At 66.1% G+C, this 26,050-nt stretch carries 26 protein-coding genes; 16 read left to right on the plus strand and 10 right to left on the minus strand.

What is annotated here, in order from left to right; all coding sequences use genetic code 11:
• Positions 1-56: 56 nt before the first annotated feature.
• From mshB to typA, 3 genes are all read right to left on the minus strand, one after another.
• Entirely contained in the window at positions 57-929 is an 873-nt protein-coding gene (gene mshB / locus ACHQ4I_RS14570) for an N-acetyl-1-D-myo-inositol-2-amino-2-deoxy-alpha-D-glucopyranoside deacetylase (protein ID WP_420772234.1), read from the minus strand.
• Positions 926-2,668: an ABC transporter family substrate-binding protein gene (locus ACHQ4I_RS14575; RefSeq protein ID WP_420772699.1), complete on the minus strand. Its 1,743-nt coding sequence runs from the start codon at positions 2,666-2,668 to the stop codon at positions 926-928. The genes mshB and ACHQ4I_RS14575 overlap by 4 nt, the downstream gene beginning before the upstream one ends.
• Positions 2,669-2,813: 145 nt before the next feature.
• Positions 2,814-4,712: a translational GTPase TypA gene (gene typA, locus ACHQ4I_RS14580; protein WP_420772235.1), complete on the minus strand. Its 1,899-nt coding sequence runs from the start codon at positions 4,710-4,712 to the stop codon at positions 2,814-2,816.
• 228 nt (positions 4,713-4,940) lie between these two features.
• Between typA and ACHQ4I_RS14585 the strand changes: the two genes are divergently transcribed.
• A complete protein-coding gene (locus ACHQ4I_RS14585) occupies positions 4,941-5,117 on the plus strand; it encodes a hypothetical protein (RefSeq protein ID WP_420772236.1) in 177 nt (58 codons plus the stop codon).
• 68 nt (positions 5,118-5,185) lie between these two features.
• Positions 5,186-5,482, plus strand: coding sequence for a 4a-hydroxytetrahydrobiopterin dehydratase (locus tag ACHQ4I_RS14590; protein WP_420772237.1), 297 nt, complete (start codon positions 5,186-5,188; stop codon positions 5,480-5,482).
• On the opposite strand, the gene ACHQ4I_RS14595 is transcribed toward ACHQ4I_RS14590, so the two are convergent.
• A complete protein-coding gene (locus tag ACHQ4I_RS14595; RefSeq protein WP_420772238.1) occupies positions 5,421-6,647 on the minus strand; it encodes a mannosyltransferase in 1,227 nt (408 codons plus the stop codon). The genes ACHQ4I_RS14590 and ACHQ4I_RS14595 overlap by 62 nt on opposite strands.
• Positions 6,648-7,103: 456 nt before the next feature.
• Here ACHQ4I_RS14595 and ACHQ4I_RS14600 point away from each other — a divergent pair, with 456 nt between their 5' ends.
• Together ACHQ4I_RS14600 and ACHQ4I_RS14605 are read left to right on the plus strand one after the other, a co-directional pair.
• Positions 7,104-7,889 (plus strand): Rv1157c family protein, encoded by a 786-nt coding sequence (locus ACHQ4I_RS14600; RefSeq protein WP_420772239.1) that lies wholly within the window; start codon positions 7,104-7,106, stop codon positions 7,887-7,889.
• Between the two features lie 117 nt (positions 7,890-8,006).
• Positions 8,007-8,384, plus strand: coding sequence for a hypothetical protein (locus ACHQ4I_RS14605; RefSeq protein WP_420772240.1), 378 nt, complete (start codon positions 8,007-8,009; stop codon positions 8,382-8,384).
• Position 8,385: 1 nt separating this feature from the next.
• On the opposite strand, the gene ACHQ4I_RS14610 is transcribed toward ACHQ4I_RS14605, so the two are convergent.
• The 3 genes from ACHQ4I_RS14610 to ACHQ4I_RS14620 form a co-directional block, all read right to left on the minus strand.
• Positions 8,386-9,093, minus strand: a complete 708-nt coding sequence (locus ACHQ4I_RS14610) for a DUF1906 domain-containing protein (RefSeq protein ID WP_420772241.1) — start codon at positions 9,091-9,093, stop codon at positions 8,386-8,388.
• A 191-nt stretch (positions 9,094-9,284) separates the two neighbouring features.
• The gene (locus tag ACHQ4I_RS14615; protein WP_420772242.1) at positions 9,285-10,412 is read right to left on the minus strand and encodes a hypothetical protein; all 1,128 of its coding nucleotides are present in this window, start codon (positions 10,410-10,412) and stop codon (positions 9,285-9,287) included.
• Between the two features lie 230 nt (positions 10,413-10,642).
• The gene (locus tag ACHQ4I_RS14620) at positions 10,643-11,248 is read right to left on the minus strand and encodes a CHAP domain-containing protein (RefSeq protein WP_420772243.1); all 606 of its coding nucleotides are present in this window, start codon (positions 11,246-11,248) and stop codon (positions 10,643-10,645) included.
• A 305-nt stretch (positions 11,249-11,553) separates the two neighbouring features.
• On the opposite strand from ACHQ4I_RS14620, the gene ACHQ4I_RS14625 reads away from it, so the two are divergent.
• The 4 genes from ACHQ4I_RS14625 to ACHQ4I_RS14640 are packed head-to-tail and all read left to right on the plus strand — an operon-like array spanning position 11,554 to position 15,128.
• Positions 11,554-12,204 carry an ABC transporter permease gene (locus ACHQ4I_RS14625; RefSeq protein WP_420772700.1) on the plus strand — a complete coding sequence of 217 codons (651 nt, stop codon included), beginning with the start codon at positions 11,554-11,556 and terminating at the stop codon, positions 12,202-12,204.
• A 22-nt stretch (positions 12,205-12,226) separates the two neighbouring features.
• A complete protein-coding gene (locus ACHQ4I_RS14630) occupies positions 12,227-13,390 on the plus strand; it encodes an ABC transporter ATP-binding protein (protein ID WP_420772701.1) in 1,164 nt (387 codons plus the stop codon).
• Positions 13,387-14,166: an ABC transporter permease gene (locus tag ACHQ4I_RS14635; RefSeq protein WP_420772244.1), complete on the plus strand. Its 780-nt coding sequence runs from the start codon at positions 13,387-13,389 to the stop codon at positions 14,164-14,166. Before ACHQ4I_RS14630 ends, ACHQ4I_RS14635 begins: the two co-directional genes overlap by 4 nt.
• Positions 14,163-15,128, plus strand: coding sequence for a glycine betaine ABC transporter substrate-binding protein (locus ACHQ4I_RS14640; protein ID WP_420772245.1), 966 nt, complete (start codon positions 14,163-14,165; stop codon positions 15,126-15,128). Before ACHQ4I_RS14635 ends, ACHQ4I_RS14640 begins: the two co-directional genes overlap by 4 nt.
• A gap of 120 nt (positions 15,129-15,248) precedes the next feature.
• On the opposite strand, the gene ACHQ4I_RS14645 is transcribed toward ACHQ4I_RS14640, so the two are convergent.
• Complete coding sequence (locus ACHQ4I_RS14645; RefSeq protein ID WP_420772246.1) at positions 15,249-15,902, minus strand: TIGR03086 family metal-binding protein; 654 nt, start codon at positions 15,900-15,902, stop codon at positions 15,249-15,251.
• Between the two features lie 120 nt (positions 15,903-16,022).
• Between ACHQ4I_RS14645 and ACHQ4I_RS14650 the strand changes: the two genes are divergently transcribed.
• Positions 16,023-16,994: a helix-turn-helix transcriptional regulator gene (locus ACHQ4I_RS14650; RefSeq protein WP_420772247.1), complete on the plus strand. Its 972-nt coding sequence runs from the start codon at positions 16,023-16,025 to the stop codon at positions 16,992-16,994.
• 117 nt (positions 16,995-17,111) lie between these two features.
• Positions 17,112-17,840, plus strand: coding sequence for a helix-turn-helix domain-containing protein (locus tag ACHQ4I_RS14655; protein ID WP_420772248.1), 729 nt, complete (start codon positions 17,112-17,114; stop codon positions 17,838-17,840).
• Between the two features lie 70 nt (positions 17,841-17,910).
• Here the strand turns inward: ACHQ4I_RS14655 and ACHQ4I_RS14660 are convergent, their stop codons facing one another.
• A complete protein-coding gene (locus ACHQ4I_RS14660) occupies positions 17,911-19,368 on the minus strand; it encodes an MFS transporter (protein WP_420772249.1) in 1,458 nt (485 codons plus the stop codon).
• Between the two features lie 75 nt (positions 19,369-19,443).
• On the opposite strand from ACHQ4I_RS14660, the gene ACHQ4I_RS14665 reads away from it, so the two are divergent.
• From ACHQ4I_RS14665 to ACHQ4I_RS14680, 4 genes are all read left to right on the plus strand, one after another.
• Positions 19,444-19,926: a MarR family winged helix-turn-helix transcriptional regulator gene (locus tag ACHQ4I_RS14665; RefSeq protein ID WP_420772250.1), complete on the plus strand. Its 483-nt coding sequence runs from the start codon at positions 19,444-19,446 to the stop codon at positions 19,924-19,926.
• A gap of 34 nt (positions 19,927-19,960) precedes the next feature.
• A complete protein-coding gene (locus ACHQ4I_RS14670; RefSeq protein ID WP_420772251.1) occupies positions 19,961-20,587 on the plus strand; it encodes a hypothetical protein in 627 nt (208 codons plus the stop codon).
• Between the two features lie 443 nt (positions 20,588-21,030).
• Positions 21,031-21,591, plus strand: a complete 561-nt coding sequence (locus ACHQ4I_RS14675) for a hypothetical protein (protein WP_420772252.1) — start codon at positions 21,031-21,033, stop codon at positions 21,589-21,591.
• A complete protein-coding gene (locus ACHQ4I_RS14680; protein WP_420772253.1) occupies positions 21,588-22,238 on the plus strand; it encodes a hypothetical protein in 651 nt (216 codons plus the stop codon). The genes ACHQ4I_RS14675 and ACHQ4I_RS14680 overlap by 4 nt, the downstream gene beginning before the upstream one ends.
• Positions 22,239-22,271: 33 nt before the next feature.
• On the opposite strand, the gene ACHQ4I_RS14685 is transcribed toward ACHQ4I_RS14680, so the two are convergent.
• Positions 22,272-23,171, minus strand: a complete 900-nt coding sequence (locus ACHQ4I_RS14685) for an oxygenase MpaB family protein (RefSeq protein ID WP_420772254.1) — start codon at positions 23,169-23,171, stop codon at positions 22,272-22,274.
• A gap of 128 nt (positions 23,172-23,299) precedes the next feature.
• Here ACHQ4I_RS14685 and ACHQ4I_RS14690 point away from each other — a divergent pair, with 128 nt between their 5' ends.
• Positions 23,300-23,935, plus strand: coding sequence for a TetR/AcrR family transcriptional regulator (locus ACHQ4I_RS14690; protein ID WP_420772255.1), 636 nt, complete (start codon positions 23,300-23,302; stop codon positions 23,933-23,935).
• Positions 23,936-23,985: 50 nt separating this feature from the next.
• Positions 23,986-25,641, plus strand: a complete 1,656-nt coding sequence (locus ACHQ4I_RS14695) for a serine/threonine-protein kinase (protein ID WP_420772256.1) — start codon at positions 23,986-23,988, stop codon at positions 25,639-25,641.
• Positions 25,642-26,050 lie beyond the last annotated feature (409 nt).

Consider the following 26,050-nt stretch of genomic DNA (forward strand, 5'->3'; position numbering starts at 1 on the left):
GCGTCAGAAACAGCCATGACAGCAACCCTCAGGCAACGGCCAGGAACGCTCAGGTCCTACAGGCCCGCGAACAGGTCGTGTTCGCGTCCGTCCGGCCCGACCGGACCGCGCGTGCCACGAACCAGCACGAAGTGCTCCTCCGGAAGTACCGGCTGCGCAACGTTATTGGACAGCGCGAACTCACGCCCCGACTGCGCGACGGTCACCTGTGTCGCATGCGCACGCAGCGCCGCCCGCTTGGCGGCCAGCGAATCGGACACATCGATGGTGGTCGTCACCGTATGACTCGGCACGCTCGCGAGTTCCCCCGCGGCCGGCAGCCGCCAACCGCGCGGCAAGGCCCCTGGCAGCCCCTCCACGGTCCGCCGGGCCAGCGCCTCGGTGTGCAGGCGCAGCATATCGGCGTCGGTGACCGTCCAATAGAACTTCGGGGTGTCCCAGCCCTGCTCTGCCGCCGCGGTCACCGCCGCCGAGGTAACCCAGTGCGCCCGAATATGGTCCGGATGCCCGTAGCCGCCGCGCGGGTCGTAGCCGACCACCACCGCGGGCCGCAGTTCCAGCAGGATCGCGGTGAGCGCGTCCACCGCGGCGGCGCCGGAATGCACGAAGGCTCGCGGATGCTCGGCTGCCGGGGTGCCGGCCATGCCGGAATCGCGCCAGCGCCCCGCACCGCCGAGGAACCGCGGCGGTCCGGCCTTCAGCGCGGCCAGCGCCTTGGTCAGCTCCGATATCCGGTATCCGCCCAGCTGATCGGCGTGCTCGGCGGTCAGCAGCGCCCACTCGTCGCCGATGACCTCCCCCTCTTCGCCGAGGGTGCAGGTCACCACCGTCACCGGCACGCCACGGCGGCGATAGTGCGCGATGGTGCCCCCGGTGGTGATGGACTCGTCGTCCGGGTGAGCGTGCACCAGTAGTAGTCCGCCCGTCATGGAATCCTGCGCCACATCGCCGCGTCGCCGAAAATGCCCACCTGGATGGCCCCGCTCAATGACGCACCGTCGACGCGCGGGCCGGATGCGGCGACAACGTTGTCCTGCACGATCGGCAGCACCGTTGCCAGCGCCCACAGCCGCGGCTCGGCGTCGGCCAGCCCCCGGCCGACCTCGACACCGCGCAATGCCGCATCGATCGAGGGCTGCAGTCCGGGATCGCAGACGCCCGACAAATTGCTCGGCGCCTTCTTGGCCGCCTCGATGGCGGTCTGCGAATTCCCGTTGCTGGTACCGGCTTCCACCGGCGGGCAGCCGTAGCGAGACGCGAGCACGGTGGCCGGATCCGATCCGGCGACCTCCCAGCCGACGATGGCGTCGACGCCGCCGTCGGTGAGTTCCTTACCGAAGAGCGTATCCGCGGCCAGACTGCGCACGCTGGCATCGACTCCGGCACTGCGCAATTGGTCCGCCGCGGTATTGGCGACCGCGAGCGCGGTGGCATCGCCCTGCACCGCGCCGATCCGAATCGCCAGCGCCTTACCGTTTTTCGCGATCGAACGGGGCCGAGGCGCGGGTGAGGTCGGCGACTGAACCGGCGGCGTCTCCGGTGCACGGCCGTAACCGGCCTCGCCGAGCAACGCGAACGCCTCCTCGGCGGACGGTCGCGGCGGCGCCGTCGGTGCGTAACCCGGATCCGACGGCGTCAGGATCTGCGCACGCACCGGCTCCACCCAGCCGCCGGTCTGCCCGGCGACGGTGGCGAGCAGGGTCGGATCGATCAGCGCGGTCACCCCGCGCCGCACCCGCGGATCGCTGAGATCGCCACTACGCGCGTTGATGACGAACTGCAGCTCACGCGATTGCGGCATGATCGCGGTGCGCACCGAAGGAATCGCCGCCAACTGCGCCTGCGTCGCGACACCGCCGTGCACCAGCGCCATCTGGGCATCACCGGTGCGCAGCGAATCAGCCAGCTGCGCGGGAGTTCCGCCGCGGCGCAACAGGATCTGATCCGGTGCGGCGGGGGTACCCCAGTACCGATCGTTGCGTTCGAGCAGGATCTCGTCGCGCCCGCGATCGGTCGACTTGATGCGGAAGTTGCCGCCCGACACCTGAACTCCCTCGACCAGACCGGTGGCGAAACCGCCCGGCTGGTCCTTGATCAGATGCGAGGGCAGCAGATTCGTGAACAACTCGCGCCAGGCCGGATACGGCTCGGTCATCGTGACGGTGACCGTCTTACCGCCGCCGGAGGAGCTGACATCGGCAATGCGCCGATAGCCCGCCGGATCGACGACACCCGGCTGAGTGATCATCTGCTGCCACAGGAACCGGAAGTCCTCCGCGGCGATCGGCGCGCCGTCGGACCAGTTCGCCTGGTTACGCAGCGTGTAGGTGATGGTGAATGGTTCCTGCGCCGTGACATCGGCCGACACCACCAGCGCGGTATCCGGCACCCACTCGGTGGCGCCTGGCAATGCCGGATTCGGTATCGGCCGGAACGGGCTCGGCAACACCATCGAACTCACCGCAGCGGTGGCCGGTGACTGATCGGAACGCAGGTGCGGATTGAACCCGATTCCGATGTCATCGATGGCCACCACGACGGTGTTCTTACCCGGTTTGGCCGGTGTCGTCTTGGGGCTGTCGGTGCTCTCGATCGGCGGTGGCGGATTCGCGGTGCAGCTGGCGAGCACCGTGGTCGAGGCCGCCATCATGATCAGCATCGCGCGCATCGTCGCGCGTCGTATCGCCCCCGAGCTCACGAACGGCACTCTACTTGGCCGCGCTGTCGCTCGGCCGAGTAGACCACCTTGAACGCTGTGTATTCGGTTCGCTCGCCGCGCTCCCCCACGCCCGCGCCCGTTGAGGCCCATGCCCTTACAGCGCTGCCCGGTCCCGAGCCTTCCGCCTCGACAGCTCGCGCCCACGTTCGGTGGCGCCGAGGATGACCTTGCGCACCCGGACGATCTCCGGTGTGACCTCGACACATTCGTCGGCGGCGCAGAATTCCATCGCCGCCTCCAGGTCGAGCTGCAGCGGCTTGGCCAGCGTCTCCATCACGTCGGCGGTCGAGCTGCGCATATTGGTCAGCTTCTTCTCGCGGGTGACGTTGATATCGAGATCCTCGGCGCGCGGGTTGATGCCGACGACATGACCCTCGTAGGTGTCCGCACCCGGCTCCACGAAGAACTGACCGCGGTCGGCCAGCTGGATCATCGCGAACGGAGTCACCGAACCGGCGCGGTCGGAGACCAGCGACCCGGTGTGGCGGGCCCGGATCTCACCGGCCCACGGCGCGTAGCCGTGCGAGACCGCGTTGGCGATGCCGGTGCCACGGGTTTCGGTGAGGAAGTCGGTGCGGAAGCCGATCAGGCCGCGCGACGGGACGATGAACTCCATCCGCACCCACCCGGCGGCGTGGTTGTTCATCTGCACCATCTTGCCCTTGCGGGCGGCCAGCAACTGGGTGATCGCGCCGAGGTATTCGTCGGGGCAGTCGATGGTCAGCTCTTCATACGGCTCGTGCACCTTGCCGTCGACCTGCTTGGTGACCACCTGCGGCTTGCCGACGGTCAGCTCGAAGCCCTCGCGGCGCATCTGCTCGACCAGGATGGCCAGCGCCAGCTCACCGCGGCCCTGCACCTCCCAGGCGTCCGGGCGGCCGATGTCGAGCACACGCAGCGACACATTGCCGACCAGTTCGGAATCCAGGCGCGACTTCACCATGCGCGCGGTCAGCTTGTGGCCCTGCACCCGGCCGACCAGCGGTGAGGTGTTGGTGCCGATGGTGACCGAAATGGCGGGCTCGTCGACGGTGATGCGCGGCAGTGCGACGGGATTGTCGAGATCGGCGAGTGTGTCACCGATCATGATGTCCGGAATGCCCGCGATGGCGACGATGTCACCGGCGACCGCGACCTCACCGGGCTGACGCTCGACGCCGATGGTCTGCAACAGCTCGGTGATCTTGACCTGCTTGATGCCGTCGGCGTGCATCCACGAGACGTTCTGTCCCTTGCGCAGCTCACCGCTGTAGATGCGGACCAGCGCGAGACGACCGAGGAAGGCCGAGGCGTCGAGGTTGGTGACGTGCGCCTGCAGCGGTGCGGTCGGATCGCCCTTGGGCGCCGGGATGTTCTCCATCAGCACGTCGAACAGCGCGTCCAGGTTCTCCGCGTCCGGCGCGCTGCCGTTCTCGGGACGCTCCTTGGAGGCCTTGCCCTCGCGACCCGAGGCGTAGAGCACCGGCAGGTCCAGCGCGAGTTCGGCGGCCTCGGCGGCCTCGTCGTCCAGGTCGGAGGCGAGGTCGAGCAGCAGATCGTGGCTCTCCTCGACGACCTCTTCGATGCGGGCGTCGGGGCGGTCGGTCTTGTTCACCACCAGGATGACCGGCAACTTCGCGGCCAGCGCCTTGCGCAGCACGAAACGGGTCTGTGGCAGCGGCCCCTCGGACGCGTCGACCAGCAGCACGACACCGTCGACCATGGACAGGCCGCGCTCGACCTCACCACCGAAATCGGCGTGGCCGGGGGTGTCGATGACATTGATCACGGTGACCGAACCGTCCGAGTGGTGCCGGTGCACCGCGGTGTTCTTGGCGAGAATGGTGATGCCCTTCTCGCGCTCCAGGTCACCGGAGTCCATCACCCGGTCGACCAGCTCGGCTCGCTCGGCGAATGCGCCCGACTGGCGCAGCATGGCGTCGACCAGCGTCGTCTTACCGTGGTCGACGTGGGCCACGATGGCGACGTTGCGAAAATCGCGTGCAGACGACACGCCTCAATCCTCCTGCTGTTGGTATAGATGCCGGCTGCATCCGATTTCGGCGTGATCGAGACCCTGCGTGGTTACGCAGGCTTCCTCCTCCGGGTCCTGAAGATCTCGCCAGGCACCCTGCAAACAGGTGGAGAATCGATACTCACCGGGCATTGCGGCCAGTTACACAGTACCGGTATCCCGTTGCACCGCAGACCAGGAGTTCCGCTAAGGGTATGCTAACCAACCATGGGCAAGGTCAAGGCTAAGCAGGTTGCGCGCCTGAAACCGAAGAAGAAGTGCTGTCGTAAGAAGACGCGCTGCTTGAAGTGCCCCGTGGTCATCATGCGGATGAAACGCCTGGAAGCGGCCGGTTGCTGCGGTAAGGAACTGAAGAAGGGGCTCAAGAAGGCCCGCGCCGCCTGAATCGACGATTTCGCCGCACCCTCGCCGATTCGGCGATGCAATCGCTGTGCTCGGGGTACAACTCGGTTATGAGCGCTCCCAAACTAACTGAGGCAGAACTCACCGAAGCTTTGACGCAGCTGTCGGACTGGACCCACTCCGGCGACACCATCACCCGCACCATCGAGGCCAAGACCTTCCCGGCGGGCATCGAACTCGTGCGGCAGGTCGCCGAAGTCGCCGAGGCCGCGAACCATCATCCCGATATCGATATCCGCTGGCGCCGGGTGAGCTTCACCCTGTCGACCCACGACTCGGGCGGACTCACCGCGCTGGACGTGTCGCTGGCTCGCGAGATAGATCGGCTTGCGGCGCAATCCGATTGACCAGGCGCCCGGACCAGATCACCCAGGCATAGAACACCAGCACGCCGAGCACGTCGACCGTGCCGAGCCAGGACAGCACACCGGGCCGCGAGATGTCCCAGATCGACGGCTGGGCGAACGACAGCACCCACGGCACGCCGACCAACGTAATGACCAGCCAATAGCCAGCGAGTATCCGCGCGCCGGGCGCCTGCCGCAGCGGCCCGTACACCAGCCACATCACCGTGGGCAGTAGCCACACGAAGTGATGCGACCACGAGATGGGCGAGACCATCAGCCCGAACAGCTGCACGATGATCAGGGTGCCCAGCCGGTCGTCGGGACCCAGTGCGCGCCAAGCGAAGAAGGCCAGGACGGCGACCACCACGACGCCCGCCATCCACCACGGGCCGGATTGGACGTCATAGCCGAGCAGACGGCTCAGCGCACCGCGCAGCGATTGGTTCCAGACCGAACCCACCGGACCGATCCGGTCCGCGTCGCCGAGCAGCGTGCCGAAGTACCGCTTGGCCTCCTTGTGGTTGATCAGGAAGCTGACCCCGACCGTCGCGCCGAACACCACCGCCGACCAGAGCGCGGCGCCCCAGCGCCGCCGGGCCACGAAGTACAGACCCGAAATAGCCGGCGTCAGTTTGATTCCCGCGATCACGCCGATCAGCCCGCCGGATAGCCACCAGCGCGAGCTGCGCACCGCGAGCATGGCCCCGAGCACCAGGAACACATTGACCTGGCCGTAGTCGATCGTGGTCCGCACCGGCTCCATCCAGATGCCGATCGCGGTCCACCAGACGGCGGCGGTGCGCCAGCGCGGATCGCGCATCCGCTCCTTGCCGAGGATCAACTCGAAGGCGATCCACACCACGACATAGAGCGCGGCCACGATGGCCAGCAGCCAGAGCACCGCGATCACCGTGAACGGCAGATAGTGCAGTGGGAAGAACACCAGCGCCGCGAACGGCGGATAGGTGAACGGCAGCGGGAAGTCCGGGGTCTTCTCGGCGTAGGTGAAGTCGTAGAGCCGGTCGGTCAGCAGGTCCGCCGAACCATCGACATAGACGTGCAGATCGACGAGATTCATCCCGTTCTTCGACAGCAGCATCCACAACAGCCTGGCCAACACGGACAGACCGAGCACCGGTACAGCCAATCGGAGGCTTCGGTTCAATTCGCAGGCTTTCGAGTCGGTTCCGGGTCGTCGGCCTGATCCCGCGAGGTTCGGGCATTCGGCGACAGAGAGCTGGAGGCTGTGACTACATTAACCGCCGTTTCGATAGATCCCACCAATCCCCAGGACTCCGGCGCGAGCGGCCGGGCCGACCCGCGCCTCAGGTACACCGCGCGCGCAACGGGGCCGGGATGCGGTAGTTTGCGTAGCCACAGCGCCCCCTACCTACCAGTAATCACTGATAACATTTGCATCACCTTTCACTCTGGTAACACAAGTCGGCGCTAGCGTCTGATTCACTGATCGTCCACAACAGAACTAGGGGCACGTCGGCTGTACACATGGCGATCATGTCCCTAGAGTGACCCCGAAACGATGGCTTTTTGCATCGCTCCTGTGATGTACCCGAGGTTAAGGACGGCTAGACCAGTGCTTCGCACCCGAGGATCGCGGATCATGTTGTCCGCACTCGCCATCGCAGCGAGCGCTTCGCTCGCCGCGCCGTCGACGGCAGTCGCGGCACCGGCCCCCGCGCCCGTTGCACCGAGGAACACCATTCCCATGGTTCCCGAGGGCGTCCCGATCGATACGATCGCCGCATTGGCCCCGGCCATCGTCGGTGCCATCGCCGGTCCGGCCGATGCCAAGCCGGTCGCCGATGCCAAGCCGACCGCGGATTCGCCGAAGAGCGCCATCCTCGATCAGGCGCGGGCACTGCTGGCGACGCTGAATCTGCCGCCGCAGATCAAGTCCACGCTGGAACGGATCATCACCTTCCTGGATGGCAGTGGCGGCGGCGGCCCGGAGGTCCCGCAGGGTGGCCCGGTCATCGCCCAGTTCCTCTACCCGACCATCGGCAAGGGCTGCATCGGCCCCGGCGCCGATTCCGTCGGCACCGCACTCGCCGTCCCCGGCCCGGCCACCCTGCCGCCGCCGGGACCGCAGGCCGGTCAGACCGGATTCGTCTTCACCGCGCTCGGCACCAAGGGTCCGACGCCGGACCAGAATCCGCCGATGACGGTCCAGTGGCTGAACCTCGACACCCGTCAGTCCGGCATCCAGCCGCTGACCGACGAGGCGAAGATCAACCCGGATGGTCCGGCCACCCTCTCGGCGATCGTCAATACCGGCTCGGGCCGGGTCGTCGCGGTCGTCTCGGGTTCGCTGACCACCAAGGCCGAGGACGCCGACCCGCGGACCTGCTCGTTCCTACCGACGCTCGGCTTCTTCACCGTCGCTTGAGTCTCGCTGCGAAGCCCGGTGGCCTGGTCCAGGCCACCGGGCTTCGCTGCTGTCGACACGTCGTATGAATCGTCGCGATAGCGCGCCATCAGGGAAGGACTGTGGTAGACCAAAGCCATGGCGACTGTCGATAATTCGCTTCGGTCCCGCTCCGCGAACCACCCGGGTCGTTCGATCCGGAGTAGGCGTTCGCACCGATCGATCCTGTCCTTCCGCTCGGAAGGCTCGATCCTGTCCATCGGTTCCGCCTACTCGATACTCTCGATCGGCAGCGTGGGCTCGGTGCTATCCATCGGCGCCGTCGGGTCCTTCGGCTCGGTGATCTCGTCGTTCTCGATCGGCAGCCTCGGCTCGGCCTTCTCCGGCATCTCCCGCTGGTCGCTGTTCTCCTGGCACGGCGACCACGAGGCCCCCGATAACCGCCCCACCCTGCGAGTGGTCCCCGACGACGAACCCGAACTCCGCCTCGCCACCACCTGCCACTGCCAAACTTAGGTCACCACTGACCGTATTCGGCGGCGAGGACGTTATTGACATCGACGCCGATGCCATCGATGGCGCGTTTGTCGATTTCGATCTGGTGCAGATGTGCGGCGGGGTGTACGAAACCCTTCGGCGTGCCCCAATTGTGCTGCCAGTACCAGGAACCCAGGTCCGCGGCGCGCGCCAGGTCGATGGTCGGCGCGTTCGCGTAGATGCCGACGTTCTGCTTGCCGATCACCGATTCCCAGCCCAGGATGTACGGCGCGATCATGCTGGCGAAATCGACCGGTGTCGGATTGTCATCGATGGAGGCGTAGATCGGACGGTTCTCCGGGCCGCCCGCGGCGAGGTGCAGTTCCAGGCCGCGCGCCGCATGCTTCTTACCCGCCTCCATACCACCGCGCCAGTCGGCGGTCGGGCCCTTGCCGAACTGGTAGTTCGACACGATCGTCAGACCGGCGGCGTGCAGCTGGTCGACCTCGTTGGCCCGCAAGGGCTTACCCGCCATCCATTCCGCGCCGGGGCGTCGATCCGAGACGTAGCGGATGACACCGAGGTGGCCTTCGTCGCGGATCGCGCTCGCGGCGGGGACACCGCCCGCATAGTCGACGAGGGTGCCGAGCACACCGGTTGCCGCGGCCCGGGGCGCGGCGATTCCGACGGTTGCGGCCGCGGCCGTATAGGCGAACAACTGGCGGCGAGACACAGATATGGAACGCATCGCAGGACTCCTTCGCGCAACCCCGACATGGACAGGTAGCGTGCCCGGCGCACCTTCCCCAAGGTTCACTCGCGCGCCGGGAGCCTCGAACGTGCACTAATTTCACCATATTCACATTGGAACCGCTAGACCCACCGGAAACATGATTCACACTCGCCACACGCGTAATGTGAGCCGGTTAATGAGCTGATTCAGGCGATGCCGTCGATCCGCGCGGCCACGTCGATGGTCCGGCCCGAACTGTCCGCGAGCTCCTGGCGCACCACGTCCGCCACCTGCGCGATGACCTGCTTCTTGATGCCCGCTAGCGCACCGAGCGTCGCGGCCCGCATCCCGTGCGCCTTGAATTCCAGCCGCAGGTCATCGGGTGCGGGCGGCGGCACATCAATGACGATCAGCAGCGGATCGGCCGCCCGCGCCGTCAGCACCAGCGGGATCTCCACATCCGCGCGATAGCGGTTGGCCTTGAGCACTTCCACGGTGATGTCCAGGCTCACCGGCAGTGTCAGATCGAAGGCCACCGGCTCGTCCGACCGATCCGCCAGCTTCGGCAGCCGAACATTCCCCTGCACCGTCACCGTCGCGGAGTTGCGCGGGCCGGTGCGCAGCGGTCCGATCTCGATCGGGCGGCCCGCTATCTGCTCGATGAATTCGAAGACCCGATCGCGGGTCACGATACGCGAAAAGAATTGGTGCCCGAATTCGTCGTAGCCGATCCAGTCGAATTCGGCCTGCGTCGCGTGCTCGGAGCGGACGCCGTTGATCATGGCCTCGACATCGAAGACTCGGCTCCGCCGCGCCTGCGGATCGGCCAGCATGGCATTCACCCGATTGGCGACCTCGCGCTGCACCACCCCGGCGATCGGGTCGAGCAGCCACTCCCAGGCGGTCTCGATGGTCTTGGCCCGCAGTACGAAGCTGACATCACGGGCGGTGATCGGCGGGATATCGATGACCACGAGCAGCGGGTCGGCGGTGCGCGCATGCAGTGTGAGGTCGATTTCGGCGACCGCCTCCAGGCGTAGTTTCCGGCCGCCGAGCATGACCTTCACCGCCATCGACAGCGGCACGGTGACCTCGAACGTGACATGCGGGCCGTTGCGCAGAATGACCGGTTTGCCCACCTTGCCCTCGGCCACGAATCCGGCCAAACCCACTGGTCCGATGGAGAACGGGCCGATCGTCACGCCACGTCCGGTCATCCCGGATACCGCCGCCTCGATCCGCTCCGCCGTCACCGCGTGGGTGACGAATCGTTCCCCGAAATCGGCATAGTCGATCCACACGGGATCATCGGTCGTTTCCTCGGTCGGCAGCATCAGAGTTTCCGAAACCCTCACCCTCTCAACGGACACCCGACACGGTACGCGACGCACATTTCGCCAGGGGTGGGGCCGATCCAGGGGTCCCTGTCCTGCTGATGAGGGGGTAGCAGGACAGGGACCGAGCGACGGCGCTGCCGGGCGCCGCCAAGTCAATGTTAAGTGCTGCTGCGGGACCCGCCGACAGTGCACACGCGTTAGGTAGACCGGCTCAGCCACAACACTATTCACAAACGACCGAACCCGAGTACCCCGGGCGCCTCCACCAGCGGGAAGCGGTGGATCGCGACCTCGCCGAACTCGTTGCCGCCGATCGTCGTCACCATTGCTCCATCGGCCGCGAGGACGATATTCGTGTGCTGGCTGAAGGGGCTCTTCTCACTGTAAAACAGCACGTCACCGCTGTGTAGCGGATATAACGAACCGATCGGCACGAAACGATCCGCGCCCTGGTAGTACTCCTGCAGGGTGTACACGCCCGGAATCCGCCACGATCCGGAATTCGGGTTGGCCAATGGCACACCCGCCTCCCGCATCACCCAGCTGACGAAATCAGCGCACCACGGCTCGTCGACCCCCTCGGCGTATTTGCGGCCGTCGTCCTGTGCGTCGAATTCCCGCTCGAGCACCGTCAGGATGCGGACCTGGGTCGGATCCAGCGCCGACCTGTCGATGGCGGGAAATGTCGTCAACCTCTCGCCGATGATGGCCGGGCTGGACGAATGGTCCTGCCACCAGCGGATTCCGATGACACCCGCCGCGACGAGAGTCACCACCACGCCGAGCACCGGCCACCAATAGCGCGACCGCGTCGCGACGTTCTGCTCCGACATGCTCCCCCGCTCCCCGATGGTCGCGCCGACTCTCGGCCCTTGATCAATAGGACGAACGAAGATGCCTCCCGGTTCCCTGAAATTCCGGCCGGACAATGTGCGCGAGGCCGATCGATTTTCGAACGATCGGATCGAGCGTGCGCCGCGCCGGATGGTCGGTTTCAACCTGCTGAGTGCGGGGCAGTCTCGTCGAAGGCGTAGCGGCAGTTGGTCATTGCCGTCGGCGCCGTACCGCCCGATTCTCGTCCGATCGAGCGGACAACGCGATAGTGTCGGATGACACCGGGCGACGGGGAGGTACGGCCCTGCACACACTGTGGACGTTCGTGGTGCATCGGCGCACACAGCTGATCACCGACTCGTATTTGCACGTCTCGGCGGTAGTGCAGTCATTGCTGCTCGCGACCATCGTCGCCGTGCTGATCGGGGTACTGGTCTATCGCAGCCCATTCGGCTCGTCGGTGGCGACCGCGCTGGCCAGCGCCATCCTCACCGTGCCGTCGTTCGCGCTGCTCGGGCTGCTGATTCCGTTCCTTGGGCTCGGTGTCGGACCGACCATCACCGCGCTGGTGCTCTATGCCCTGCTGCCGATTCTGCGCAACACCATTATCGGGCTGGCCTCGGTGGATCCGGCCATCGTCGATGCCGCGCGCGGGGTCGGCATGAACCGGCTGCGGGTGCTCGCGCGCATCGAATTGCCGCTGGCCTGGCCATCGATCCTGACCGGAATGCGCGTCAGCACCCAGATGATCATGGGCATCCTCGCCATCGCCGCCTATGCGAAGGGCCCCGGACTGGGCAATCTGATCTTCTCCGGCCTGGCCCGACTGGGCAGCCCGAATGCGGTGCCGCAGGCGCTGGTCGGCACGATCCTGATCGTGGTGCTCGCGCTGATCCTCGACGGCATCTTCGTCATCGTCGGCCGACTCACCACCTCTAGGGGAATTCGTGACTGATACCGAAACCCGCGGCGACAGTATGGCATCGGCGGTTTCCGGCGTCGAGATCGTGCTCGACGCGGTCACCAAAAACTATCCGGGCCAACGTGATCCGGCGGTCGACCGCGTATCGCTGACCATTCCGGCGGGCGAAATCGTCGTGCTCGTGGGGCCGTCCGGCTGCGGCAAGACGACCACCATGCGGATGATCAACCGACTCATCGAGCCGACGTCGGGCACCATCACGATCGGCGGTCGCGATGTCACGGGCGTGGATCCGGACCAATTGCGCAGGGGCATCGGCTATTCGATCCAGCAGGCCGGATTATTTCCGCATATGACGGTCGCGAAGAACGTTGCGACAGTGCCGGGTCTGATCGGCTGGGACCGCAAGAAGGTCGCCGCGCGGACCGATGAAATGCTCGATCTGGTCGGCCTGGATCCCGACACCTACCGCCATCGCTACCCCAGGCAGCTCTCGGGCGGTCAGCAGCAACGCGTCGGCGTGGCCCGCGCGCTGGCGGCCGATCCGCCGGTGCTGTTGATGGACGAGCCGTTCGGCGCGGTCGATCCGATCACCCGCGGACTGTTGCAGGACGAGCTCTTGCGCTTGCAATCCGAACTGGGCAAGACCATCGTCTTCGTCACCCACGATTTCAATGAGGCGGTAAAGCTCGGTGACCGAATCGCGGTGCTGGGCAACCAATCCCGCATTCTGCAATACGACACCCCGGCGGCGATCCTGGCCGATCCCGCGGACGAGACCGTGGCCGGCTTCGTCGGCGCGGACGCCTCACTCAAACAGCTCACCCTCACCCGGGTCCGCGATGTCGAGCTCGGCAGTTGCCCAACGGCAGTCGAGACCGATTCGGTCGACAGCGTCCGCGCCGCGCTGGCCGGACGCGACTGGCCATGGGCACTGATTCTCGACGCGCATCAACGGCCGCTGCGCTGGGTGTCGAGCGAGCAACTGGCGCAGGCGAATTCGCTGCATGAGAGCGGATCACCGGTCGGCGAGCAGCTGTCGTTGCAGTCGACGCTGCAGGATGCGTTGGAGGCCTTGCTCGCCGAGCAGACCGCGACGGCGGTGGTCACCGGTCGCCGCGGCGAGTACGCGGGGTTGATCACGATCGATACGCTCGTCGGTCATCTGTCGGCCATGCGCGCCACGCACGCGGGCGCGGAGACGGACGCGCCGACATGACCACGGCCACCACCGCACCGGCCACCGCCTCGCCGACGACACTGCGCCGGGCCGAGCGGATTCGGCTGCTCGTTCAACCCGCGCTCGTACTCGCGCTCACCGCGGGAGTGCTGGTGTGGGCGTTCCGGCGCGATCTCACGGCCACCCAGCAGGCCAGCATCAGCGTCTCCAATATCGCGACCGTCACCTGGCGGCATGTGCTGATCACCGCGACGGTCGTGGTGATCGTTATCGCTGTGGCGGTACCGCTGGGCACGCTGCTCACTCGGCCCGGATACCGCCGTCTGGCACCGCTTTTCGTGGGTATCGCCAATATCGGTGCGGCCGCGCCCGCCATCGGCCTGATCGTGCTGTTCTACCTCGCCACCCACACCACCGGGTTCTGGATCGGCGTCGCGCCGATCGCGTTCTATTCACTGCTTCCGGTGCTGCGCAATACGATTCTGGGCTACCAGCAGGTGGACAGCGCCGTGATCGATGCCGGACGCGGCCAGGGCATGTCGGCGCTGACCGTACTGCGTCGCATCGAATTTCCGCTCGCCGTTCCCTACATTCTGGCCGGGCTGCGCACCTCACTCGTGCTGGCCGTCGGCACCGCGACGCTGTCGTTCCTGGTAAGCGCGGGTGGTCTCGGCATTCTGATCGATACCGGATACAAGCTGCGCGATAACGTCACGCTGGTGGTCGGTGCCGTCCTCGCGGTCGCGCTGGCGCTGCTCGTCGATTGGCTGGGTGCGCTGGCCGAAGAGTATCTGGGCCCGAGGGGGTTGAAGTGAGGGCGTGGATACTCGGCATCGCGGCCGTATTCGCCTTGGGCGCCTGTGGATTACAGTCCGGCAGCGCGGTGCCGTTGCGAGTCGGTCCGGGAAGTATCCGTCCCGTACCGGAACTCGACGGCGTGGCGATCACGGTGGGCTCCAAGGATTTCACCGAGCAGAACATCCTCGGCTACCTCATCGAGTTCGCGCTGTCGGCGGCGGGCGCGCAGGTCCGCGATCTGACGAATATCCAGGGCTCCAACAGTGTTCGCGATGCCCAGTTACACGGTCAGATCGATATCTCCTACGAGTACACCGGCACCGGCTGGATCAACTATCTCGGCAACGAGAAACCGGTCCCGGATGAGGTCGGCCAGTTCGAGGCGGTCCGCGACGCCGATCTGGCCGCACACGGCATCTTGTGGGCGGATATGGCGCCGATGAACAACACCTATGCGCTGGTGATGAGCGCGGGCACCGCGAAGGAGACCGGCGTCGTCACGCTGTCCGACTATGCCCGGCTGATCAGCACCGATCCCGCTGCCGCCGCGACGTGTGTCGGCACCGAATTCAATGTGCGCCAAGATGGTTATCCGGGCATGGCGCGCAAGTACGGGATCGATGTCGGCAAGGTGCACAAGCAGATCGTGCAGGATGCGGTGGTCTACCAGGCCACCGCCGACGCCAAGCAGTGCCGGTTCGGTTCGGTCGCCGCCACCGATGGCCGGATTCCGGCCCTCGGGCTCGTCTTGTTGAAGGACGACCTCGGATTCTTTCCGAAATACAATGCGGCGCTGGTGATGCGCAAGTCCTTCGCCGACGCCCACCCGCAGGTCGCCGACATCATGGCACCGATATCCAAGAAGCTGACCAACGAGGCGATCACGGAATTGAATCGCCAAGTCGACGTGGATGGCCGCGAACCTGCCGAGGTGGCACGGGATTGGATGGTTGCGGAAGGTTTCGTCACTGCTCGCTGACGGGAATGGGTCTGAGCGTGCACTTTTCGCGTGAATATGGCGGAAGTTGCCGGATTCGGCGAGAGAGTGCACGCTCAGACTCATTCTGATCTGTCGCGGCGGCCAGGGCGCCCGTCCGGATCACGCCTGCGGGTCGCGCCCCAGGTAACGCAGCAACTCGTCTTCTACCGTGCCTTTCGCCTCGCCCTCGACGATCGCGGCATAGGCGCCCCACTGACGCAGCGGCTCAACGATTTCCGCTTCCGGACCGCCACCCGGCGCGGGGTTCGCGGTGCGCGCCGCGGTCAGCAGATGTCCAGCGAGCTCGTCGTTCAACGGGGATTCCTGTCCGGTGGCGATCGCGATATCCCAGGCGTGCACGGCGGCGTCCAGCGCGCACATGACCGCGGCCACCGGGGTCGGCAGCGCGCCGTGCGGCAGCGGGGTCGGAACGGTCTCGGACTCATCGGAAACCGTGGCCCAAGCCGCCGAGGCCTGCTCGACCGCCTCGCGCACCAACTCGGCGGCCGTGCCGTCGAGGTCGCCGGACGGGGCGAAGGGGTTGTCCGCGGGCCCGTTTCCGATGCCGAGCGCCTTGGCAAAGGCGAGCTGATCACCCGCGGCGTGCTGAATCACCTGCGTGACATCCCATTCCGAGCACGGGGTCGGCAGCTGCCACTGATCGTCGCCGATACCGGCGACGACATCGGTCAGCGCGCGGTAGGAGGTGGCGAGGACATCGCGCCAGACGGGGCGCAGGGTGGCGGTGGCGTCGGCGGCGGTGGTGATGAACATGGCGAGCCTTTCGGACTGTTTTGTTTGCTTCGTACTGATGTCACCAAGCCTATGCGGCCATTAGGCTAGTTTCGTTCCTAATACATCGGCTTCGGTCAAAAAAGATTTCGGGAGGCGACGGTGGCTGCCACCACGACGCGAGTCCTTCGCTTGCTGTCTCTGCTGCAGGACCGCGCGCATACCGGCCGTGAGCTGGCCGAACGCCTGGACATCACCGACCGCACGCTGCGCAACGACATCCAGCGACTGCGCGAACTCGGCTATCCGGTGCATGCCGAGCGGGGCGCGATCGGCGGCTACCGGCTCGGCCGCGGCAGCACCATGCCGCCGCTGCTGCTCGATGACGATGAGGCGGTCGCGGTGGCCGTGGCGATCGGCCTGGCCGAGGACGGCTCCACCGGCATCGCCGATATCACCGACAACGCGTCCCGGGCGCTGGCGAAACTCGAACAGATCTTGCCGAAACGCTTGCAGCGCAAAGTAACCGCGCTGCGCAACGCCACCGCCGTCGGCCCCGCGACCACCGGTTCGCGCGAACCGGATGCGCCGGTCCCGGCCGCCGTGCTCACCACCCTCGCGGGCGCCATCCGCGACGGCGCCACCGTGCTGATCGGCCTGGATGCCAACGCGGACAAGGAATTCGAGCCCTACCGGCTGATCAACTGGCAGCGCCGCTGGTATCTGGTCGCCTACGATCTCGAAACCCATTCCTGGCGCGCGATTCCCGTCGCCCAGGTGCGGCGCGCGGCGACGGGCTCGCGCCGCTTCGCCGCACGGTCACTGCCCGACGAGGACTTGGTGGCCTTCGTCATGCGCCATATCGCCACGACTGGTTGGAAGGTGCATGCGCGGGTCACGGTGCTGGCCCCCGCCGAAACCGTGATCGCCCGCATCAACCCGGCCGTCGGCGTGGTGGAGGCCGTCGATGCCGACACCTGCGTACTGCTGACCGGTGCGGATGCCCTGGAGACCATTGCCATCTACCTGAGCATGCTCATGATGGACTTCCGGGTCGACGGTCCGCCGGAGTTGGTCGCGCATCTGCGCACGCTCGCGCGCCGTTATGCCGAGGCGGTGGAAATGGCACCGTAGCGTTATCGAACGGCGCCGCAGCCCGATCGCGCCGAAGTTAGGCTTGGCGCCAATCTGAAACGGGGGAGATCAGCCGGTGCACCGCTTGATCCCATGGGAATCAGGAGGCATGCCACTGTGGCGGATACCCGCCCATCGATCGCCCGCTACTTGCGCGAACGTCGAGAAGCCGCCGGATTGACGCAGCCCGCGATGGCCGCGAAGACCGGAATACCGCAGCCGGTGATCCAGGATTTCGAGCGCGGCGTGGTCGCACCGACATCGGAAGCGCTGGGCCAGCTGTTCGACGCGCTGGACGTGCCGGTGTTCTTTCGCGACCACATCGTCAGCCTCACCCAGGCGAGCCAGTTTCCGGACAGCTTCGGCCCCATCCCAACTGTGCCGCTGCCCACCGATCTGCGCACGTTGCACAGCATCTCCCAGCCGGCCTGGTTCCAGATCGTGCCGACCTTCGACCTGGTCGCCGCGAACGCGGCCTACCTGCGCCTTTTCCCGGGCCTGGAGCCCGGCGGCAATATCCTCGAGTGGACGATGCTGGATCCGCGGGCCAAACAGGCGGTGCACGAATGGCATAAGGAAGCGCATCTGATGGTCTACGCGCTGCGGATGATGGCGCCGGGGCTGGTGTCGCACGAGCGGATGGACAAGATCATCTCCGCCTGTCGCTCGGCGCCGGAGTGGGAGCGGCTGTGGCTCACCGATGTCGCACCGGCCGATATCGCCAGGCCCTGGATTCACGTGCGCGACCCGGCGCGGCGCGAACTGCGCCGAATGACGTTGAACGTCTTCATGTTCGAATTTCCGCGACGTCCGTGGTGGATGTACACGCTGGTGCCGATCGACTGAACCGACAACGGGACCGATCCTCGCCGTTGAGGATCGGCCCCGAGGCCGTTCGGGCGCACTCGCCCGATGATCAGGCGTGCCCGGCCTTATCGGCGGCATCGGCGGCCTTGCGCTTCGGAATGGCCAGCGTGAACACGATGGCGACCAGGGCCGCGGCCGTCGCGATCAGGAATGTGGTGTGGAAGCCGTCGCGCGAGGGGAGCACGTGCGGGCCGAGCTGCATCGTCATATGCGCCAGCACCACGCTCATCACCGCCGAGGAGGTGGAGGTGCCGATGGAGCGCATCAGCGAGTTGAGGCCATTGGCCGCGGCGGTTTCGGTGAGCGGGACCGCACCCATGATCAGCGCGGGCATCGCGGCGTAGGCCAGACCGACACCACCCGCGACGATCATCGCCGCCACCATGAGTTCCCAGACGCTGTTCATCAGCACCACGGCGCACAGGTAGCCGATCGCGATCACGGCCGAGCCGAGCGCCAGCGTGACCTTCGGGCCGCGGGCGGCCGAGAGCCGCGCGGAGACCGGCGACAGCAGAATCATCACGAATCCCGTTGGGGCCAGCGCCAATCCGGCATTGACCATGGACAGGCCGAAGCCGTATCCGGTCTGCTCCGGCGCCATCATCAACTGCGGGAAGGTCAACGAGATGCCGTAGAGGGCGAATCCGACCGCGATGGAAGCGAAGTTGGTGAACAGCACGCGCGGGCGCGCCGAGACCCGCAGGTCGACCAGCGGCGATCGCTGCTTCAGTTCGAAGAAGCCCCAAACGAGGAACACCACCGCCGACAGCCCGAACAGGCCGAGCGTGCTCGCACTGGCCCAACCCCAGTCCGCACCCTTGGTGATCGGAATCAGCAACGCCAGCAACGCAATCGACAGGCCCACCGCACCACCGAAGTCGAAGCGCGCGGGTGTGCGCACCGGCGACTCCGGCACGAAGACGAAAACCAGTGCGGCACAGACGACGCCGAGTCCGGCTGCGGTCCAGAACAGCATGTGCCAGTCCGCGTTCTGCGCGATCGCCGCCGCCAACGGCAGGCCGAGCGCACCGCCGACACCGAGCGTGGCGCTCATGATCGCCATCGCGGAACCAACCTTCTCGGCGGGCAATTCGTCGCGCATGATGCTGATGCCGAGCGGGATGGCACCGACGGCCGCGCCCTGCAGCGAGCGCCCGACGATCTCGGGCACCAGCGAGGAGAACAGCGCGCACACCACCGAACCGGCGACCAGCGACACCAGATTGGCGAACAGCACCCGGCGCTTGCCGAACATATCGCCGAGTCGGCCGCTGATCGGGGTCGCCACCGCACCGGCCAGCAGGGTCGCGGTGATCACCCAGGAGGCGTTGGACGCCGAGGTGTCCAGCAGCGTCGGCAGCGTGGGAATGATCGGGATTACCAGTGTCTGCATCAGCGATACGACGACACCGACCATGCCGAGGGTCGCGATGAGCAGGCCGGATGCGGGACGGCGCCGGGCGTCGTCCGCGGTGACGGTCGGGGACGCGTCGGCTGCAACAGTCATGAATGTGTACGGTACACATCGTATGCATCGTGCACAATTTGCTATCGACGTGATTCAGCCGACATAGTGTGGGCCATGCCAGAACCAGGTCCCACGGATAACGACGCGCTCACCCGCCTCGTCTTCGAGTTGACCCTGCTGTCCCGGCAGTTCCCCGCCTCGCTGCTGCGGCGGCCCGGATTCCAGCTCGACCGGTCGGCGTATCTGATCCTGACCAGGCTGGAAATGGACGCCCCGCTCAGCCTGCGCGAGCTGTCGGAGGCCTTCCAGCTCGATATCTCCACCATCAACCGGCAGGTCGCCGCCATGTTGAAGCAGGGCCTGGTCGAGCGCGTCCCCGATCCGGAGGGCGGCATCGCCCGCAAGATCCAGGCCAGTGCCAAGGGCCTGGAATTGGTCGCCGCCGATCGAGAGCAGAGCCACGAGGGCATCGGTGCGGTGGTCGCCGACTGGAATGCCGCCGATATCGCGCAGCTGAGCCAGCTCGTCTCCCGCTTCAACAAGTCGATCGAGCACATCGAAGACAACCCGTGGCCGCGTCCGCCCCGTGCCGGGTAGCGCGCCGCCCGGGCGGTCGGGCAATATCGCTGCAGTGAGGTTCGGGTTCGGGATGATCGCGACAACGCTGCTCATGGCGTCGCCGCTCGCCTCCGGCTGCGGGCTGAACACCGAGTACGACGAATGGAACGGCTGGACGGTGACGGTCTATTACACCGCGGTCGAGTCCTATCACTCCGGGCCGACCGAAACCGTACGCGGCTGCGGCGACCTCGAATGCACCGACGCCAATATCGAAATCGGCGTGCTGCCACAGACTTTCGTCGATGTGGTGCGCGAGGAGGGCACCGGGCGGATCACCAGCGGCGACCATGCGGGCGAATATCTCAACTGGTCCTACGATGTCGGCTTCTGGCTCGACACCGAGCCGCGCGATACCCGCGGCGAGCCCCTGCACCCGTTCGAGAGTGCGGCGGCGGACGAGCTCGAACCGGGAACTCGGTTGCGGCTCATCGGTTGTGGGACCGTCGATTTCGAATCCGAAAGCGTGTGCAGCAGATTCAGCGCCGCCACTTGGACGATCGGCGACGAATTCACGCCGGGTCTCGGCGGGCCACGGCATCTGGACGTCTACGTCGGCGAGGAGACCTCCGAAAGCTTCACCGAGGGACCGGATTTCGTGACGTTCACAGGTGCGACGCTCGAACCCGTTGGGTTCTGACCTCGGTAGAGCGCGAATCTGCCGCACTCGGTTACCTCGGCCAGATGACCGTCAGCGAAGCGCGTTCGAACTAGCCCGGCGTTCGCAAAATCGCTGCTTTGCGTTCAGCAGTAGGGCGCTACTCCAAACCGGTGGTTCGCGACGCAAGGGACCGTGGCCTCGTAAGCCGCGCCGTTGGCGTGCGGTGCCGCTGGCGGTGTGAGCGACAATGCGACGCGGCGATGTTGCTGGTGCCCGCCTTCGGTCTCGGGGAGTCGATCTCGCTCATCCAGGCTCTCGATCGCCGCGCTGATGTTCGTGGGCGCCCGGCTGAACGCTCGCAGCGAGAAGACGTCTTCCACGCCGCGGCGGGTGGAGGTGAATTCCTAGCTGTCATGGAGGTTTGGATGGCCGCTGACGAGGCATTACGTGGACGACACGACCATCTGGGTTAGGAGGATCGGGTGTCTTCTGCAGTAGTGGTGGCAATAGTTGTCGTCGTGGTGGTGTTGGTCGCGGCCGGGTTGCTGATCGGGGCCTGGTCGATGCTGCGGAGACGACGCCTGCACAAGAAGTTCGGGCCGGAATACGACCGGACCATGGAAGAGATGGAAAGCCGTAAGGCCGCCGAACGTGAGCTGACCGAGCGCGAGCGCCGACACGCCGAATTCGATATCCGGGAGCTGTCGGAGGAGCAGAAGCAGCGGTACCGCACGGAGTGGGCCCATATGCAGGAGCGCTTCGTCGATGCTCCGGCGGATGCGGTGACGGAGGCCGATCAGCTGGTGGCCGACATCATGGCCGAGCGCGGCTATCCCACCGAAGGGTATGACCAGCAGCTCGCCGATCTGTCGGTCGAGCACGCCGCGACGGTGGGCCACTATCGCGCGGCGCACGAGATCGCGACCCGGCGCTCCGGTACCCGATCCACCGAGGACATGCGATTCGCGGTGGTGCAGTACCGCGAGCTGTTCGAGGACCTGCTCGACGGCGCGCCGGAGGACAAGAAGGATGCGAAGCAATGAGCACGGAACAGGACCGGGAGCGGAATCTGGAAGCCGAAGTGCCGGAGGGGGTTTCGCCGAAGGCAACCCGCACCGGAACCGAGACCGATTCGGCCGCCTCGTATGGGTCGGCGCCGATATCGGAAGCCGAGGCGCAGGAGTCCGCTGCCGCGTCGGCCGCCAGCGAGGCTGAGGGTGAGGGAGCGTCGGCGGGCCAGAGCGCGGCGGCGGGCGAAAGCACAGCAACAGGCGAGACCACAGCAGCAGGCGAGACCACGGCAACGGGCCAGACCACAGCAGCAGGCGAAAGCACGGCAGCGGGCGAGACCACAGCAGCAGACGAGCTCACAGCGGCTGACAAGAGCACAGCCGCAGGCCAGCGGGAAATCGGAGATCAGCCGCTCTTCGGCGACGCCGATGTCGAGCGCCTGCGCGCCGCATGGCGGCAGTTGCAGAGCGGTTTCGTGGACAACCCGCACGAGGCGGTGACGCAGGCCGACGATCTGGTCGCCGCGACCGTTCAGCAGTTGTCCAGCACGCTGGCCGAGCGCAAGCAGTCGCTGGAACGGCTGTGGTCGCGCGAGGAGGACGGCGAGACCGAGGATCTGCGACTGACGCTGCGCAGCTACCACGCCTTCTTCGACCGGTTGGTCGGCACCGCGAAATAGCGCGGTTCAGGCCGAGGCGGCGAAGGAGTCCAGTTATAGGCTCTTGTATCGAGCGCGGATCTTTTCGTATCGGAATCGGTTGTGGGCCAATGGCGTCAGGGTGAGCCGACGTGGCAGGTGTTGCCAGGCGAGTGTGGCAACCGTTGTGTACAAGGCGAATTCGAGGCGGTGGCGGGCCTGCAGATCCGGGCCGAGTAGTTCGCGCATTTTCGGATGCGCCGCGCCTGCCGAGCAGATCAGGACCGGGCGCGTCGCGACGGGCAGCATGGCACGCCAAAGTGGTTGGGCCAGCACTCGCACGATCGCGGGTAGCAGCAGCGTCGGTAGCGGAAGGGTACTCAGGCTGCGCCGGGCGAACTGCAGGAATTCATTGTCCGCCAACTTGTTTCGCGCGACGTCGTCGTAGTACTCGGTCATTTCGGCCAGTGTCGCCGGAAGTCTGGTACCCCTGCCGGGCAACTCCAGTGGCTCGACGCTCGCACGGATCGTCTGGTAGACGAGTTCCCGCTCCGGCGCATCGAGTCGACGGCCCGCGGTGTGCATATACGCCTGATAGATCACATTGAGACCGCTGACCGCGACCCACTTCCAGGCATCGGGATTCAGTGCGCTGTATCTGGTGTCAACGAAATCCTTTGTGCCCGTGCCGCGCACGTCGCGATGTAGCTGCTTCAGCAGTTCGATCTCGGCCTGCGCGTCGGCCGAATCACCGAAGGTCATGAGGTCGACGTGCGCCAGGCTACGGACGGCGCGATCGGTGAAGTTCTGTGCGAATCGTCCGCTGCGGTCCACGGCGGCGGCGATTTCGCGATAGGCCACCTGGTCGTAGGCCAATCTGCCGAACAGGCCGGGGATGATGGAGCCGATGAACCATCGAACGTCCTCCACCAACGCCCGCTGGTCCGGGTGGAGCTGAGCTGTATCGGTCGTCATTGACCAAACCTCCGTTCGCAGCGCCTGATCGGCACTGCCGCTGCCTTCACGCTAAGGCAAGTCGGCCGACTTGACAAGTCGTTTGACTTACCAAAACGGCCGCGATCCGGCTTCGGTAGTGTCGAACCGTGACGCCGTCCTCGACCACCGCGAAGGGCCCAAGGCAGACCCGCGCGGCACGCCGGGAAGAAACCCGAATCGCACTGCTGAACGCGACGATTCAGAGCCTGATCACCCATGGCTACGCCGCGACCACCACCCGCGGCGTCGCCGAGATCGCCGGTGTGAGCCAGGGCGCGCAGCAACACCACTACCCCACCAAGGGCGAGTTGGTGAAGGCCGCGACCATCCATCTCGCGGAGGTCTTCGTCGACGCGTTGCGCGCCGCCCCGCCCGCGGCAGACACCGAACGCGAACGCGCCGCCCTACTCGTCGACGTGCTCTGGATGGCGGCCAACCAACCACTCACCGCGGCCCTCATGGAATTCGTCGCCGCCGCCCGCACCGATCCGGAAATCGCCGACGCCGTGGTCGACCTCATCGAACAAATCGACACCCTGGCCTTCTCCATCGTCACCGAAATCGCCCCCACACTGGCCGCCACCACCGGTTCCCGCGACTGGCTGCGCATCACCGTGTCGTCGATGTGCGGTGCGGTGGCGGTGACCGCCCTCCCCGGCGGCGCCGCCTTCGCCCCTGCCTGGCCCAACCTGCGCGACAATATCTTGGCCGGATTGGACCGCCTCGCCACGGCCGATCGATGATGTGAAACACGCATGTCGCGTTGGTGCGGCAATGCACATAGGCTTGCGCCGTGATTTCCGGGCGGACAGTGGTCGACGGGCGTTTCGAGTTGCTCGAGCCGCTCGGCAGCGGCGGCATGGGGACGGTATGGCGCGCGTATGACCTGGCGCTGCATCGCGAGGTCGCGCTCAAGGAGGTGCGGGCGGAAGCGGATGACGCGGGCAGTTCGCCCGGCGTGCACCGGGAGCGAGTCCTGCGGGAGGCCAGGGCGCTGGCTCGGATCGGTCATCCGAATGTCGTTGCCATCCACCACATCGTGGATTCACCCGAAGTGGCGCATCCGTGGATCGTCATGGAACTGGTTCGCGGGCAGAGTCTCGCCGACCACCTGGCGCGTGGCCCGATGCCCCCTGCCCAAGTGGCGCACCTCGGCCGCGGCATACTCGCCGCCCTGCGTGCCGCACACCAGGTCGGTGTTCTGCATCGCGATATCAAGCCCGCGAATGTGCTGCTGCGCGAAGACGGTTCGCCGGTATTGACCGACTTCGGCATCGCTGCGATCAACGGCATGAACGGGTTGACCTCCACGGGCAGTGTGGTCGGCTCGCTGGATTATGTTGCGCCGGAACGACTCAGCGGTCAGGAGGGGCACACCGCCTCTGATCTGTGGTCGCTCGGTCTGCTGCTGTATGTCGCGGTGGAGGGGTTTCACCCGCTGCGCCGCGAGTCGACTGTTGCCACGCTGGCGGCTGTGATCAGAGGCGAGGTGCCGCCGCCGCAGCGGGCGGGGGTGTTGACTGCGGTTTTAACGGCGCTGTTGGTGCCTGATCCGAACCATCGGGCGACTGCCGAGCAGCTGGATCGGATGCTTGCGCAGGCGGTTGGGGCGGGCGGGTTCGGCGGTGCGCCAGGGGTATTCGATGCGCCGGGTGCGGGCAACACACCAGGTGCGTTCAATACACCCAACGCAGCTATCACACCCGGCTCAGTCGGCAAGCCCCACAGATCCAGCGGCACCGCATCCGGCTCGACTCCCCCGCCGCAACTGTATGGATCCACGAATCCACCTGCACGCAAACCACTCTCACGTGGGGTCGGCATCGGCCTCGCGGCGGCCGCTGTCATCGCTGCCGTCGTCGCCACTATCGCGATAGTGGCACTACGCCCCGATTCGGCCGACAACCGGGCCACTGCGAGCAATCCACCCACCACCAACGAGTTCCCCGCCACAAGCCGATCCGCAAGCCCGACATCCGGCGCTCCCGTGAACGGCAAACCCGTCGACCTCCTGACCCCCACCGGCATCCGACAGGCCATCACCGCACTCGAAAAGGTCTCCGGCAGCGAAGAATTCAACGAAGCGACGTTCTACCCGACCTACGCCAACGTCGGCGCCCCGGTCAAAACCAAACCCACCCTCTTCGACCTCTTCGTCTACCGCGACGGAACAGCCACCCGAAAGGGCGCAGGTGGCCCACTCGCGAACAAGCCCACCGTGAAGTTGAGCTCGATCAACTGGGACATCCTCCCCGACCTACTCCGCACCGCCGACGAAAGCCTCGGCATCCCCGCCCCCACCCTCCGCTACGTGATCGTCGATCCGTCCTGGACCTTCAACAATGAACAGCCGACCGTCATGGTCTACCTGACCGACGACTACGGCGGCGCATACCTGGCAGCCAACACCGACGGCACCGTAGTGACGATGTACCCCAGGGGACGGTGACGCGCCCGCGAAATCCCCACGCCCACCTCGAAATAGGCGTCAACCGCGGAATTCTCCGTCACATATTCGTCCCTGGCCCCGGAATGACACACCGCCCATCGAGCCCGATGGTCCCGATGATCATGCCGTCCGACAAGGTACAAAAGCTGCCGATGGGAACACACTCACTATGCGTGTTCACAACCATATTCTCCCCACACCGTGTACCCGGAACATCCGGATCAGCCTGCGCACTCACCGGTGACAGCGCCGCGGCAAGTCCTGCGGAAACAGCTACAACAAACAGCGGAAAACGAAACATGATAGGTCCTCCAAACTGCAATATTCCCTATCCACACCGTCCGATCGCCCAAGGGACAGCACCGAGTAAAACCCGCCTGACCAGCACAATCCTACTCGTGAGCCGTGC

The organism is Nocardia nepalensis, from assembly GCF_048910785.1.
Lineage (GTDB): Bacteria > Actinomycetota > Actinomycetes > Mycobacteriales > Mycobacteriaceae > Nocardia > Nocardia nepalensis.